This window comes from Roseomonas gilardii subsp. gilardii (genome assembly GCF_023078375.1).
Lineage (GTDB): Bacteria > Pseudomonadota > Alphaproteobacteria > Acetobacterales > Acetobacteraceae > Roseomonas > Roseomonas gilardii.
Genome location: NZ_CP095554.1, coordinates 2,634,981 through 2,649,159, shown reverse-complemented (window position 1 = coordinate 2,649,159; position 14,179 = coordinate 2,634,981). Strand labels below are relative to the sequence as shown.

The window sequence follows — 14,179 nt, the reverse complement described above, 5'->3', positions numbered from 1 at the left end:
GATCCAGCGCGTCGTGCAGATCCCCTCCCCCCGGCCAGCCCCGCCCTGGAAGGAAACCGCCCGCCAGGGGAGCTTCGCGCGATGAGCCAGATCCCGGAAACCGTGCCGTCCCCGCTCGCCGCGCCGCTGCCGCAGGCGGCCCTCCGCGGCAACCGGCCCGGGCCGGCGCGGCCCATCATCCTCACCTCGCATCCCGGGATCGGCGGCCAGATCGCGCCGCCGGTGCAGTGGGGCGCCGCCGATCCGCAGCGGCGCGGCCCGGTGATCGCCACCCCCGGCGAGGGCAACCGCAACGCCATTGGCACCCATGCGGGGTCCTATGCGCTCTACCGCGCCCTGGCCGTCGCCGCCGGGCAGCTTTCCGCCGGGCACCGGCCGGACCTGACCAACACCCGCCCGGCCGAACCGATCGGCCCCTTCCTGCAATGGGGAGACCCGGCGAGGATCGTCTCGCTCGACCCCTGGGGCCACATGACCACCGAGGCCTTCGGCGCCGAGATCGCCGCGGGGCGCGACATCCGGCCGAGCATCGCGGTCACCAAGGCGCATATCAACATGCCGGAGCTGACCGCCGCGATGCGCGCCGGGCGGCTGGAGCCGGATGGGCAGATCCTCGGCGCCAGCGGCGATGCGCGCGTGACCAAGGTTGCCATCGAGCCGGTCTGGTGGCTGCCGGGGGTGGCGGAACGCTTCGGCATCACCGAGAACGACCTGCGCCGTGGCCTCTTCGAGCAGACCGGCGGCATGTTCCCGGAACTGGTGACGCGGCCCGACCTCAAGACCTTCCTGCCGCCGATCGGCGGCATGACCGTCTATCTCTTCGGCGACCCGGCGAAGCTGGGCCAGCCGGAGACGCGCATCGCCTGCCGCATCCATGACGAGTGCAACGGCTCCGACGTGTTCGGCTCCGACATCTGCACCTGCCGCCCCTATCTGGCGCATGGGATCGAGGTCTGCATCGAGGAGGCGCAGGCGCAGCGCGGCGGGGTGGGCGTCATCGTCTACAACCGCAAGGAAGGGCGCGCCCTGGGGGAAGTGACGAAGTTCCTCGTCTACAATGCGCGCAAGCGGCAGGAGGGTGGCGACCGTGCCGACCGCTATTTCGCCTGCACGGCGGGTGTGGCGGGCGTGCACGACATGCGCTTCCAGGAGCTGATGCCGGATGTGCTGCACTGGCTCGGCATCACGCGGATCGACCGGCTCGTCTCGATGAGCAACATGAAATACGAGCCGATCGTCGCCAGCGGCATCGAGGTGGTGGAGCGCGTGCCCATCCCCGAGGAGCTGATCCCGCCCGATGCGCAGGTGGAGATGGACGCCAAGAAGGCCGCCGGATACTTCACCGACAAGGTGCCGGATGCCGCCGAGCTGGCGCGCATCAAGGGACGCGGGCTGCAGGAGTGAGCGCGGCGGAGGACAGGGCCGGCCTCGCCGCCCAGCTCGCCCTGCTGCGCGATCCGGCGACGATCCGGCGGCGCGCCCATGCCATGCTGGCGCTGGCGGAACGCGACGCGCTGCCGCATTTCCGGCTGCATCCGGAGCGGCTGGAGGCGGCGGCGGATTACGTCACGGCGGTGATCCGCGACAACTACCCGGACCTCGCCATCCCCTATCATGCGCGCTGGCGGCATTTCGCCGCGGGCGGGCGCGACCGCTGGGGCGAACTCGCCCGGATGCTGGAGGACCAGTCGGGCGAGGAGGTCGCGCGCATCCGCTTCGACCTCTGCGTCGTCAGCGTGCTGCTGGATGCCGGGGCCGGGCCCGACTGGGCCTTCACCGAGGACGGGCAGCGCATCGCCCGCTCCGAGGGGCTGGCGGTGGCCAGCCTGCATGCCTTCTCGGCTGGCCTCTTTTCCGGCGATCCGGCCCATCCCCTGCGCGCCGATGCGGATGGCCTGTCGCGGATCAGCGCCGCCGCGCTCGGCGCCGCCTTCCAGGCCGGGCCGGGCAACCCGCTGGAAGGGCTGGAGGGCCGCGCCGCGCTGATGCGGGCGCTGGGCGAAGCCTTGCGCGCCCGGCCGGACATCTTCGCCCCGCAGGCGCGGATCGGACGCCTCTACGACCATCTGGCGGCGCGGGCCGAGGAGGGCACCCTGCCCGCCCGCACCGTGCTGGCGGCGGTGCTGGAGGGTTTCGCGCCGATCTGGCCCTCGCGGCTCAGCCTGGGCGGCGAGAATCTCGGCGATGTCTGGCGCCACCCCCTCGCCGCGCCGGAGGAGCCCGCGCCCGGCCTGCTGCCCTTCCACAAGCTGTCGCAATGGCTCAGCTACTCGCTCATCGAGGCGCTGGAGGAGGCCGGGCTGCGCGTGACCGGGCTCGACGAGCTCACCGGCCTGCCGGAATACCGCAATGGCGGGTTGTTCCTGGATCTCGGCGTGCTGGAGCTGCGTGACCCCGCCCTGGCGGAAGGCCCCCTGCCCGTGGAGCATGAGGCCATCGTGGAATGGCGCGCCCTGACCGTGGCGCTGCTGGACCGGGTGGCGGAGGGCGTCCGCGCCCGGCTGGGCCTCACCGCCGCCGGGATGCCCCTGGCCCGCGTGCTGGAGGGCGGCACCTGGGCCGCCGGCCGCCGCATCGCCCGCGAGAAACGCCCGGGCGGCACGCCGCCCCTGAACGTGCGGAGCGACGGCACGGTCTTCTGACCCTGCCCGCCGCTTCCCAGCCCGCCGAGACGAAGAAGGCCCCACGCCATGCCCGCCGCCTATCCGACCCTGAAGGTGATCGACCACCCGCTGGTGCAGCACAAGCTGACGCTGATGCGCCGCAAGGAGACCTCCACCGGGGAGTTCCGCCGCCTGGCGCGCGAGATCAGCCTGCTGATGGCCTATGAGGTCACGCGCGACCTGCCGCTGGAGACCACCAGCATCGAGACGCCGCTGGAGGTGATGGAGGCGCCCATCCTGTCCGGCAAGAAGCTCTGCTTCGTGTCCATCCTGCGGGCCGGCGACGGGCTGCTGCAGGGGATGCTGGACCTCGTCCCCTCCGCCCGCGTCGGCCATGTCGGCCTGTACCGGGACCCGCAGACCCTGGTGCCGGTGGAATACTACCTGAAGCTGCCCGAGGATATCGGCGCCCGGCAGGTGATCGCGGTGGACCCGATGCTGGCCACCGGCCATTCCGCCGCCGCCGCCGTGTCGCGGATCAAGCAGGCCGGGGCGTCGCAGGTGAGCTTCGTCTGCCTGCTCGCCGCGCCGGAGGGGTTGCGCGTCTTCGCCGAGGCGCATCCGGACGTGCCGGTCTTCACCGCCTCGCTGGACCGCGAGCTGAACGGCCATGCCTATATCCTGCCCGGCCTGGGCGATGCGGGGGACCGGCTCTTCGGCACCAAGTGACGCCGGGCTGTGCCCCGGGGGGTCGCCGGGGGGATCGCCGGGGACGCATTGTCGGGGTGTGGCGGCGCCTCCGGCGCGGGGTCCTCCCCCGCCCCGGTTCCGGCCCGGTTCCGGTCCCGGATGGCCGGGGCCGATTTTCCCCCGCTCCGGAGGCATTTTCCGCCAGGGTCGAAAAAGTCCAGGAAGTGCCTCGGCTCCGTCACATTTCCGGATGGTTATCCACAGAACCTTCCACGGATTTTGGGGATAACTGAGCTCCCCGGCCCGACACGCCCCCGGCCGGCGGCGATCCGCGGCGGCCCTGTACATGGCACTCAAATTGCAAGATTTTCCCCGGGACCCGGTGGCCGGGGATCACGATCCGTGTGGCCGCCGTCTCCAGCCCGCCGGATATGCCATGACCCCTTCCCCTCTCCCCGACGACCTGCTGATCGATGCCGCGAACGAGGTGAGCATCCGTCAGGAGCTGACACTGGTGGCCCTGGGGAAACGCCCGGCGGACCGGGTGCTGCGGGTCGGGCGGCTGCTGGACGTGCACACGCGGAGCTGGATGGAGGATGCCGAGATCGTCATCCGGGGCCGCCGGATCGCCTATGTCGGCCCCGCCGGCTCCTGGCCCGGCGAGGCGGCGGAGCATGTGCATGAGCCGGACCTCGCCGCCGTGCCCGGCTTCGGCGAGGTGCACAAGCATATCGAGAGCTCCCACCTCACCCCGGAATGGGAGGCGGCGCTGGTACTGCCGCGTGGCAATACCTGGACCTGCGAGGCCAGCCACGAATTCTCCAACGTGGATGGGCCGCACAACCTGGAATTCTGGCTCACCGCGCGCCGCCAGGGCTCGCCGCTGAAGATCTTCCCCCTGCCCGGCTCCGCCGTGCCGCCCACCGCCTATGAATGGGGCGGCGGCTGGTTCGGCCATGACGAGCAGCAGGGCTTCCTGCGCGAGAGCCTGATGGTGGCCGGGCTGGACGAGGTGATGGACTGGCCCGCCGTCTGGAACCCGGAGAACCCTTCCTACAAGCGGCTCTGGGGCATGATCCAGGCGACCTTCGCCCAGCGCGGCGTGGTGGAGGGCCATGGCGCGGGGCTGCGCGAGTTGCCGGAGATCAACGCCTTCGCCGCCGCCGGCCTCGCCTCGGACCATGAGGCCTGGTCGCCGGAGGAGGTGTGGGAGAAGCTCCGCCACGGCATCTTCACCGAGATCCGTCCCTATTCCATGGACCAGGTGATCCCCTGGCTGCTGGACAAGGGCCTCGCCGACTGGTCGCAGGTCGCCTTCACCACCGACGACCGCAGCGCCTCGGACACGATCAGGCTGGGGGCCACGGACCACAATGCCCGCACCGCGATCCGCCTGGGCCTCGCCCCCGAGACCGCGATCCAGTGCGTCACGCTGAACCCGGCGCGGCACATGCGGCTGACGCCCTGGGTCGGCAGCCTCGCCCCCGGCCGCTTCGCCGATGTGGTGCTGCTGCGCGATGTCGCGGCGCTGGAGATCGCCAAGGTCTGGGCCGATGGGCAGCCGGTGAGCGAGGGCACGCGCTATACCGGCCCGGTGCCGCGTATCGACTGGCCCGGCTGGGCGACGCGGACGGTGAACATCCGGCGCGAGATGGTGGCGGAGGATTTCCGCATCGCCGCCGAACCGGGCCGCGCGACGATGCAGGCGGCGCTGCTGCGCCCCTTCCACTGGAATGACGGCTTCATCACCACGGAACTGCCGGTCGCCGGGGGCGCCGTGCAGCGCGACGCGGCGCGCAACGTCACGAAATTCGCCATCGTGGACCGTTTCTCCGGCGAGGGGCGGACGGCGCGGATGTTCTGGCTCGGCTGCGGGCCGGCCACGCCCGGCACCGCGCTGGCCTGCTCCGTCGCGCATGACAAGCACAATATCTGGGTCGTCGGTTCCTGCGACGCGGCCATGGCGAAGGCCGTGAACGCGCTGCGCGGGATCGGCGGCGGCTGGGCCCTGGTGCGGGAGGGCGAGCTGGCCGCCACCGTGCGCTACGAGGTCGGCGGGCTGATGACCTGCCGCCCGGCGGAGGCGCTGAACGCGGAGATGCAGCACCTCTATGACGAGGGCGCGAAGGTGGAGTGGATGTACGAGCCCACCTTCCACCCCCGCTGGTTCCCCGGTTTCCCGGAACGCCTGATCTTCGCCACCCTCACCTGCGCGCCCTGGCGCTGGGTGCTCGTGGCCCCCTGCGAGCAGGCGCCGCTGGGCTTCGTCAACGTGCAGACCGGCGAGACGCATCCGGTCGTCTGGTAAGAGGGGGTTTCCCACGTGAGCAACGCAAGCCTTGGCGCGGGGGCGCCCGTCGACGATGCGCGGCCGAAAGGCGCGCTCGACCGCTTCTTCAAGCTGAGCGAGCGCAACAGCTCCGTGCCGCAGGAGATGATCGCCGGCCTGACCACCTTCGCCGCCATGGCCTATATCATCGCGGTGAACCCGGCGATCATGTCGCAGGCGGGTATGGACCGCGGCGACCTGGTGATCGCCACCGCGCTGGCCGCCATCTTCGGCAGCGTGATGATGGGGCTGACGGCGAACCTGCCGCTCGCCGTGGCGCCGGCCATGGGCTCCAACGTCGTCTTCACCTTCATCCTGGTGAAGGGGATGGGCGTGCCCTGGCAGGGCGCGCTCGCCATGGTCTGCTTCACCGGCGTGGTCTTCCTGCTGCTCAGCCTGACGAAGCTGCGCGAGAAGGTGGCGAAGGACGTGCCGGAGGTGCTGAAGGTCGGCATCAGCGCGGCGGTCGGCGCCTATATCGTCTTCATCGCCCTGCGTGGCGCGGGCTTCGTGGTCGCCAACCCCAGCACCTTCATCGCCATGGGATCGCTGCGCGAACCCGCCGTGCTGCTGACGCTGGCCGGCATCCTGGTCACGCCGATGCTGGTGGCGCGGCAGATCCCCGGCGCGCTGATCCTTTCCATCGCCGTGCTGACGGTCATCGGCTGCTTCGTGCCGCTGCCGAACGGCACCGTCATCACCAGGACGCCCTCCGCCTTCCTGGCGCTGCCGCACTGGCCCTCGAATACCTTCGGCCAGCTCGACTTCTCCTACATGTTCCAGAATTTCGTCGTGGTGCTGCCGATCCTCTTCTACTTCGTCTGCGCCGAGTTCTTCTCGACGCTGGCGACGGTGATCGGTGTCACGGGGGCGGCGAACCTGCGGCGGCCGGACGGCTCCATCCCCAATGCCACGGCGGCCTTCTCCACGGATGCGACGGCGACGATCGTGGGCCCCATCCTCGGCACCTCCGTGGTCACGGCCTATATCGAATCCGTCACCGGCGTGCAGGCGGGCGGCCGCACCGGGCTCACCTCCATCACCGTCGCGGCGCTGTTCTTCCTGGCGCTCTTCGTCTGGCCGGTCTTCACCGTGATTCCGCCGCAGGCGACGGCCCCGGCGCTGGTGGTGGTCGGCGTGCTGATGCTGCAGGGGCTGACGCGCATCGACCTGGGCCAGCTCACCAATGCCGTGCCCGTCGCGCTGACGCTGTTGCTGACGGTGCTGACCAACAATCTGATCAACGGCATGGCGATCGGCACGCTGAGCTACATCCTGCTTTTCCTGTCGCTCGGCCGGGCGCGGGAGATCAGTGGCGTGGTCTGGGGCCTCGGCCTGGTCTTCATCGCCTATATCGTGGTGATGACCCGGCTGAGCTGAGGCCATGCGGGATGACACGGCGGGGCTCGTCCTGGCGGGCGGGCTGGCACGGCGGATGGGCGGCGGCGACAAGGTCCTGCTGCCGCTCGGCGGACGGACCATGCTGGACCATGTGCTGGCATCCCTCCGCCCGCAGGTCGCCGCCTGCCTGCTGAACGCGAATGGCGATCCGGCGCGGTTCCGCCCCTGGGGCCTGCCCGTGGCGGCGGACGGCGTGCCGGGTTTCCCCGGCCCGCTGGCGGGCATCCTGGCGGGCATGGACTGGGTGGCGGAACACCGCCCGGACCTGCCCTGGCTGGTGTCCCTGCCGGGCGACAACCCCTTCGCCCCGGCCGATCTCGTCGCGCGCCTGCATGCGGCGCGCGAGGCCGCCGGCACCCCCATCGCCTGCGCGGCCTCAGGCCCGAACCGCCATCCGCCGGTCGCGCTCTGGCCTGTCGCGCTGCGCGACGAACTCCGGGGCAGCCTGCTGGCCGGGGAAAGGCGGGTGGCGGCCTGGGCCGCGCGATGGGGCTGCGCCATGGCCGTCTGGGAGGCGGGTGCCCGCGATCCGTTCTTCAATGCCAATACGCCGGAGGAGCTGGCGGAGGCCGAGCGGCGCCTGCGGGAGTAGGTCAGAACAGCCCGGCAAAGGGCAGCACCAGGATGCGGTCGCCCGGCGCGACATCGCCCCTGTCTTCCGGCAATTCGGCGAAGGCGTCGCTTTCGAGCAGCGAGGCGATCTGCCCCGCGCCCGCCCGCCCTGGCTTGCGGGCCACGGGACCCTCCGGACCCGCCTCCACCGCCACGCGCAGGTATTCGCGCCGCCCCGGCAGCTTGCGGTGGCTGAAGCCGGCGCGCAGCTCGAAGCGCGGCAGCGGCTTCGGCACCGCCCCGGCCAGATGCAGGGCCAGGGGCCGCGCCAGGTGCAGGAAGCCGAGCAGCGCCGCGACCGGATTGCCAGGCAGGCCCAGCACCGGTCGGCCTTCCACCACCCCCATCGCCACCGGGCGCCCCGGCTTCACTGCGAGGCGCCAGAAGGCGAGGCTGCCCACCGTTTCCAGGGCGCGGCGGACATGGTCCTCGTCGCCCATGCTCACGCCGCCGGATGTCAGTAACATGTCATGCGACAGCGCAGCCTTGCGCAGCGCCGCCTCGGTTTCCCCGCGCCGGTCGGGCAGCAGGCCGAGATCGTGCGCCTCCACCGGCAGGCCCGCGAGCAGGGAGAGCAGCATGAAGCGGTTGCTGTCATGCGCCTGCGACGGCCCGAGCCGCCCGCCCGGCGCGACCAGTTCGCTGCCCGTGCTGAAGACGCCCAGGCGCGGGCGCCGTGTCACCGGCAGGGCCGTCAGGCCCAGCGCCGCCGCCAGGGCGATCTCCGGGGCCGCGAGCAGCCGCCCCTTCGGCAGGGCCAGCGCGCCCCGCGGCAGATCCTCCCCGGCGCGGCGGATATTGGCCCCGGGCGGCAGGCCCGGCGGCAGGAAGACCCGCCCGGCCTCGGCCCCCACTCCCAGCCGGGCGTCCTCCTGGATCATCACCGTATCCGCGCCGGGCGGCAGCGGCGCGCCCGTCAGGATGCGGATGGCATGGCCCGGCGGCAGGGGCGCCGCCGCCTCGCCCGCCGCCACCCGGCCCGCCAGCGGCAGCCAGCCGCCTTCCCGCCCCAGAGCGCTTCCGGCGAAGGCGTAGCCGTCCATGGCGCTGTTGCCGAAGGGCGGCAGGTCGATGGGGGCGGCGATGTCCTCGGCCAGTATCCGCCCGCGCGCGGCCAGCAGCGGCACGGTCTCCCCCTCGCCCGCCAGGGGAGGCAGCCGGGCGATCAGCGCCTCGGCCTCCGCCAGGGTCAGTGTGCCGTCGGTGGCGGCGAAGCAGTCGTTGCTCAGCCGGGCCAAGGGGCGGCGAATTCCAGAACGAGGTCAGCCAGGCGCTCGATCTCGTCCAGCCCGGCCCAGGGCAGGCCGCCCGGTGGCGGCGTGTCGGCGGCCACGGCGCGGATGGCCGGGTCCTCCGGATGCAGCCAGGGGCGGCCATTGGCGGCGCGGAAGACCTCCAGCTTCGGATGCGCGTCCCGCTTGAAGCCTTCGACCACCACGAGATCGACCGGCGAGAGGCGGGACAGGAGGAAGGCGAGATCGGGCTCCGGTGCGTCACGCAGTTCGGTCATCAGCGCCCAGCGCCGGGCCGAGGACACCAGCACCTGCCGCGCCCCGGCCATCCGGTGGCTGTGGCTGTCCTTGCCCGGCTGGTCCACGTCGAAATCGTGATGCGCGTGCTTGAGGGTCGAGACGGAGAGGCCGCGCGCGTTCAGGCTGGGGATCAGCCGGGTCAGCAGGGTGGTCTTGCCCGCGCCGCTCCAGCCCGCCAGCCCGATGATTCGCCTGGGTCCGCTCATGTCGTTCCTGTGGCCTTCCCCGTCTCCGTTCCCGGCCCACCCGCTTCCTGCGGGCGATACGGGCCGGCATGGCCCCATCGCTACCCGATGTCGGGCCGGGCCGAAAGCGTGCGCCCCCCTTCCCGTCCATGGACGGGGCACCCCATCTTGGCGCCCATGCCGGGCGGTTCCGCAATCGGGCGGCCCCGGCCCCGAAGACACGAAGGAGTGTACGCGCCCCATGCCCGAGACGAACCCGATGATCCGGCTGGCCCAGCGCCCCACCGGAATCCCGACCGGCGAGCATCTGGTCTACGAGGAAGCGCCGGTCCCCCAGCCCGGCCCGGGCGAGGTGCTGGTGCGGAACCGGTTCCTGTCGCTCGATCCGTATATGCGCGGGCGGATGAACGACACGAAATCCTATGCCCCGCCCGTCGCGCTCGGTGCGGTGATGGAGGGGCAGAGCGTCGGGCAGGTCGTGTCCGGCCCCGGCTTCGAGCCTGGCACCTGGGTCCTGGGCGGCCGGGGATGGCAGCACTACTGCTCCGTGCCGCCGCACCTGCTGACGCCGGTCGATGCGGAGGCCGCCCCGCCCTCCGCCTATCTGGGCGTGCTGGGCATGCCCGGCACCACCGCCTGGGTCGGCTGCACCGAGATCGCGCCGGTCAAGCCGGGCGAGACCTTCGTCGTCGCGGCGGCCTCCGGCGCGGTGGGCGCGGTGGCCGGGCAGATCGCGCGGCGCATGGGGGCGCGGGTCGTGGGCATCGCCGGCGGCGCGGAGAAATGCGCCTATGTGCGGGAGGAGCTGGGCTTCGACGCCTGCGTCGACCACCGGGGCGCGGATCTGCCGGCCGCGCTGGCGGAAGCCTGCCCGCGCGGGATCGACGTCTATTTCGAGAATGTCGGCGGCGCCGTGCAGCGGGCGGTCTGGCCGCTGCTGAACCCCTTCGCCCGTGTGGCCATGTGCGGCATGGTCGCGGAGTACAACGACGCCAGCCCCACCCCTGGCCCGAACCTGATGAGCGCGGTGCGGAACAAGCTGAGCATCCGCGGCTTCATCGTGGGCGACCACCCCCGGCAGTTCCCCATCTGGCGCGAGACCGGTGCGCGCTGGCTGCGCGAGGGGGTGCTGAAATACCGCGAGGATGTGGTGCACGGGCTGCGCAACGCGCCGGAGGCCTTCGCCGGGCTGCTGGCGGGGAGGAACTTCGGCAAGCTCGTGGTGGCGCTGGACTGACAGCATCCGGGCAGCGCAAACGAAACGGGGCGCCCGTTGGGGCGCCCCGTTCCCGTGTTCCGGAAGCCGGATCGGCCCGGCGGCTACTCGGCGGCCGGAAGCGGGACGGCGAGGACCACCTTCTCCTCGGCCTGGCCGGACAGGGCGGCGTTCAGCTTCTCGCGGTCCAGCTCACCCTCCCAGCGGGCCACCACCACCGTGGCCACCGCGTTGCCGATGAAGTTGGTCAGCGCGCGGCATTCGGACATGAAGCGGTCGATGCCCAGGATCAGCGCCATGCCGGCCACCGGCACGGAGGGCACCACGGAGAGCGTCGCCGCCAGGGTGATGAAGCCCGCGCCGGTGATGCCCGCCGCGCCCTTGGAGGACAGCATGGCCACCAGCAGCAGCAGGATCTGGTCCCAGATGCTGAGGTCGATCCCCACGGCCTGCGCGATGAACAGCGCCGCCATGGTCATGTAGATGTTCGTGCCGTCGAGGTTGAAGGAATAGCCCGTCGGCACCACCAGCCCGACCACGGACTTGGCGCAGCCGGCCTTCTCCATCTTCTCCATCAGGGCGGGCAGCGCCGCCTCGGAGGAGGAGGTGCCCAGGACCAGCAGCAGCTCCTCCTTGATGTAGCGGATCAGCGCCAGGATGGAGAAGCCGTTGTACTTCGCCACCGCGCCCAGCACGACCAGCACGAAGAGCACCGAGGTCAGGTAGAAGGTGGCGATCAGCATCGCCAGGTTGGCGATGGAGCCGATGCCGTAGCGGCCGATGGTGAAGGCCATGGCGCCGAAGGCACCGACCGGGGCGGCCTTCATCAGGATCGCCACCAGCCGGAAGACGCCCGCGGAGAGCGAGTTCAGCACGTTCATCAGCGGGTCGGCCTTCTCCCCCACCAGGGAAAGGGCGATGCCGAGCAGCACGGAGAAGAACAGCACCTGCAGGATGTCGCCGGATTCGAAGGCGCTGACCGGCGTGCTCGGGATGATGTTCATCAGGAAGCCGGTGATGGTGCTCTCATGCGCCTTGGCGGCGTAGCCGGCCACGGCCTTGGGATCGAGCGAGGCCGGGTCGATGTTCAGCCCCGCGCCCGGCCGGACCACATTGGCCACGATCATGCCGATGATCAGCGCCAGGGTGGAGAAGGTGATGAAGTAGAGCATCGCCTTGCCGGCGACGCGCCCGACCTTGCCCATGTCGCGCATGCCGGCGATGCCGGTCACCACGGTCAGGAAGATCACGGGAGCGATGATCATCTTCACCAGCTTGATGAAGGCATCGCCCAGCGGCTTCATCTCCTGGGCGAAGGACGGGTAGAAATGGCCGAGCAGGCTGCCGACGGTGATCGCGAAGAGCACCTGCACGTAGAGCTGCTGGTAGAGCTTCTTCGGCTTGCGTGGCACGGCCACGGCGGTGGGTTGGATGATGGCCATTGGATGCTCGCCCCTGTGCTGCGCCGCCGCTTCTGCGGGATGCGGCGTTCCGGTTTCCGACGTCACGCCGGAGCCCGGCGTTCGCGGGGCAAAAGGCAAGGCCCGTGCCAGCGGGGCGGAGGACGGGAGGGAAAAGCTAACCCCTTCATCTTCTATAAGATATTTCATGCTGCATTGCAGTATCGGTGGACGAGGGATGCGGATCGCCACACAGTGCCGGACCCGATAGTGCGGTTTTCCGCACATCCCCTCGCCGGATGACCGGGCCCCTCCCCGCCCCGGACGCTCCGGTGCACCGGCCCGCCCGGCCGCGCTCCCGCTGGCGCCGGACCGCGTGGCTGCTGCTGCCGCTGCTGCTGCTTCTCCTGCTGGACCGGGCGGCCGATAGCCTCGCCACGCGCATCGCCCTGTCCGACCTGCGGACCAGTGCCCGGGCCGAGGCGGAGCTGCGCGTGGCGCTGCTGCGCAGCGAGATCGACAAGCAGCGCAGCCTGCCGGTGGTGCTGGCCAGCGATCCGGACCTGCGCCGCGCCCTGGAAACCCGCGATCCCGTCCTGCTGCACGCGCTGGACGTCAAGCTGGAAGCGCTCAGCCGGAGCACCGGGGCCGGGGTGATCTATGTGCTCGACGCGCGGGGCGTGACCCAGGCCGCCAGCAACTGGCGCCAGGAGGACAGCTTCGTCGGCAACGACTACAGCTTCCGCCCCTATGCCCGGCTGTCCATGGAACGGGGCTCGGCCGAGCACTTCGCCCTGGGCACGGCCAGCCGCCAGCCCGGCCTCTACCTCGCCCGCCGGATCGACGCGCCGCCTTCCCCCGGTGAGGCCGGCCCCCGGGCGCTGGGCGTGATCGTGGTGAAGACGCTGTTCGACCGTGTGGAGGAAGGCTGGCGGCCGCTGAACCAGCCCGTGCTGGTCACGGACCGGGCGGGCATCGTGCTGGTCGCCAGCGAGCCGGCCTGGCGCTTCCGCGCCCTCGTGCCGCTTTCGGAGGAGGAGCGCCGGCGCATCCGCGAGAGCCTCCAGTTCGGTGACGCGCCGCTGGAGCCGCTGCCGCTGCCTGCCGCCACCCCGGAGGTCCCCATCCGCCTGCGCCTGCCCGGCGCGGCGACGGAGAGTTTCCTCCTCACCCGCGTCCCCGTCCCCAGCATGGACTGGACGCTGCATCTCCTGACGCCGACCCGCGTGCCCGTGGAGCTGGCCACCGCCGCGGCGCGGCTTCTGACCCTGCTGGCGGGGCTGCTGGCGCTGCTTCTCGCCGGGTTGACGCTGCGCCGCCGCCGCCGCCTGGGCCTGGACATGGCGCGCCAGCGGCGGCAGCGGGAGGAGCTGGAGGCCGAGGTCCGCCTCCGCACCGCCGAGCTGGAGCGCGCCAATGCCAGCCTGCGGGCGGAGGGCGAGGAACGGCAGCGAGCCGAGGCCGCCATCCACCGGCTGCGCGACGATCTGGTGCAGGCCAACAAGCTCGCCATCCTGGGACAGATCACCGCCAGCGTGGCGCATGAGATCAACCAGCCGGTGGCGGCGATCCGCTCCTTCGCCGACAATGCCCGGCTGTTCCTGGAACGGGGCGACGCCGCCTCGGCCAGCCGGGGCCTGGGCACCATCGCCGGCCTGACCGAGCGGATCGGCGCCATCACCGGGGGGCTGCGCGGCTTCGCCCGGCGCGCGGGCGGGGAACTGGAGGCCGTTCCGGTGGCGGAGGCCGTGGCGGGGGCGCTGCTCCTGCTCGGCTACCGGCTGCGCCAGGATGCCATCACGGTGACGGTGGATGTGCCGGAGGGGCTGGCGGTGCGGGCCGAGCGGGTGCGGCTGGAGCAGGTGCTGGTGAACCTCATCCAGAATGCGGTGGAGGCCCTGGCCGGGCGGCCAGAGGGGGGATCGGAGGGGGGACCGGAGGGGCGGCCAAGCGGACGGATCGGGGTGATGGCGCGGCTGGAGCCGGGCCATGTTCCGCCCCGCATCCGCATCGCCGTCTCGGATAACGGGCCGGGCCTGGCGCCGGAGGTCCGGCGCTCCTTGTTCATGCCCTTCACCACCACGAAATCGGAGGGGCTGGGGCTGGGCCTCGTGATCTGCCGGGACATCGTGAGCGATTTCGGCGGGACGCTGGAGGCGGAGCCCCTCCCGACCCGGAGGCCGACCCGGAGGGCAGCCTCTTCGTGATCAC

At 71.7% G+C, this 14,179-nt stretch carries 11 protein-coding genes; 8 read left to right on the top strand and 3 right to left on the bottom strand.

Going from position 1 to position 14,179, the window contains the following annotated elements:
* Positions 1 to 81 precede the first annotated feature (81 nt).
* From MVG78_RS12055 to mobA, 6 genes are all read left to right on the top strand, one after another.
* On the top strand, positions 82 to 1,404 hold the full coding sequence (locus MVG78_RS12055; protein ID WP_247551780.1) for a GTP cyclohydrolase II: 1,323 nt from the start codon (positions 82 to 84) through the stop codon (positions 1,402 to 1,404).
* A complete protein-coding gene (locus MVG78_RS12050; protein ID WP_247551778.1) occupies positions 1,401 to 2,642 on the top strand; it encodes a URC4/urg3 family protein in 1,242 nt (413 codons plus the stop codon). Before MVG78_RS12055 ends, MVG78_RS12050 begins: the two co-directional genes overlap by 4 nt.
* Before the next feature lie 48 nt (positions 2,643 to 2,690).
* On the top strand, positions 2,691 to 3,332 hold the full coding sequence (upp, locus tag MVG78_RS12045) for a uracil phosphoribosyltransferase (RefSeq protein ID WP_247551776.1): 642 nt from the start codon (positions 2,691 to 2,693) through the stop codon (positions 3,330 to 3,332).
* 397 nt (positions 3,333 to 3,729) lie between these two features.
* A complete protein-coding gene (locus MVG78_RS12040) occupies positions 3,730 to 5,601 on the top strand; it encodes an adenine deaminase (RefSeq protein WP_247551774.1) in 1,872 nt (623 codons plus the stop codon).
* A 15-nt stretch (positions 5,602 to 5,616) separates the two neighbouring features.
* The gene (locus MVG78_RS12035) at positions 5,617 to 7,002 is read left to right on the top strand and encodes an NCS2 family permease (protein WP_247551772.1); all 1,386 of its coding nucleotides are present in this window, start codon (positions 5,617 to 5,619) and stop codon (positions 7,000 to 7,002) included.
* A gap of 4 nt (positions 7,003 to 7,006) precedes the next feature.
* Positions 7,007 to 7,615, top strand: coding sequence for a molybdenum cofactor guanylyltransferase MobA (gene mobA, locus MVG78_RS12030; protein WP_247551770.1), 609 nt, complete (start codon positions 7,007 to 7,009; stop codon positions 7,613 to 7,615).
* A gap of 1 nt (position 7,616) precedes the next feature.
* Here the strand turns inward: mobA and MVG78_RS12025 are convergent, their stop codons facing one another.
* Both MVG78_RS12025 and mobB read right to left on the bottom strand, forming a co-directional pair.
* Positions 7,617 to 8,873 (bottom strand): molybdopterin molybdotransferase MoeA, encoded by a 1,257-nt coding sequence (locus MVG78_RS12025; protein ID WP_247551768.1) that lies wholly within the window; start codon positions 8,871 to 8,873, stop codon positions 7,617 to 7,619.
* A complete protein-coding gene (mobB, locus tag MVG78_RS12020) occupies positions 8,861 to 9,373 on the bottom strand; it encodes a molybdopterin-guanine dinucleotide biosynthesis protein B (protein WP_247551767.1) in 513 nt (170 codons plus the stop codon). The genes MVG78_RS12025 and mobB overlap by 13 nt, the downstream gene beginning before the upstream one ends.
* A gap of 220 nt (positions 9,374 to 9,593) precedes the next feature.
* Between mobB and MVG78_RS12015 the strand changes: the two genes are divergently transcribed.
* Complete coding sequence (locus MVG78_RS12015; protein WP_247551765.1) at positions 9,594 to 10,589, top strand: NADP-dependent oxidoreductase; 996 nt, start codon at positions 9,594 to 9,596, stop codon at positions 10,587 to 10,589.
* A gap of 83 nt (positions 10,590 to 10,672) precedes the next feature.
* Here MVG78_RS12015 and MVG78_RS12010 read toward each other — a convergent pair whose 3' ends face one another.
* A complete protein-coding gene (locus MVG78_RS12010) occupies positions 10,673 to 12,010 on the bottom strand; it encodes a dicarboxylate/amino acid:cation symporter (protein ID WP_247551763.1) in 1,338 nt (445 codons plus the stop codon).
* 290 nt (positions 12,011 to 12,300) lie between these two features.
* On the opposite strand from MVG78_RS12010, the gene MVG78_RS12005 reads away from it, so the two are divergent.
* A complete protein-coding gene (locus tag MVG78_RS12005) occupies positions 12,301 to 14,175 on the top strand; it encodes a sensor histidine kinase (protein ID WP_247551761.1) in 1,875 nt (624 codons plus the stop codon).
* Positions 14,176 to 14,179 lie beyond the last annotated feature (4 nt).

What these genes read in the sequence shown, in the direction of transcription:
- MVG78_RS12055 (WP_247551780.1), top strand. Translation starts at nt 82, where the DNA reads ATGAGCCAGATCCCGGAAACCGTGCCGTCCCCGCTCGCCGCGCCGCTG.
- upp (WP_247551776.1), top strand. Translation starts at nt 2,691, where the DNA reads ATGCCCGCCGCCTATCCGACCCTGAAGGTGATCGACCACCCGCTGGTG.
- MVG78_RS12040 (WP_247551774.1), top strand. Translation starts at nt 3,730, where the DNA reads ATGACCCCTTCCCCTCTCCCCGACGACCTGCTGATCGATGCCGCGAAC.
- mobA (WP_247551770.1), top strand. Translation starts at nt 7,007, where the DNA reads ATGCGGGATGACACGGCGGGGCTCGTCCTGGCGGGCGGGCTGGCACGG.
- mobB (WP_247551767.1), bottom strand. Translation starts at nt 9,373, where the DNA reads ATGAGCGGACCCAGGCGAATCATCGGGCTGGCGGGCTGGAGCGGCGCG.
- MVG78_RS12015 (WP_247551765.1), top strand. Translation starts at nt 9,594, where the DNA reads ATGCCCGAGACGAACCCGATGATCCGGCTGGCCCAGCGCCCCACCGGA.
- MVG78_RS12010 (WP_247551763.1), bottom strand. Translation starts at nt 12,010, where the DNA reads ATGGCCATCATCCAACCCACCGCCGTGGCCGTGCCACGCAAGCCGAAG.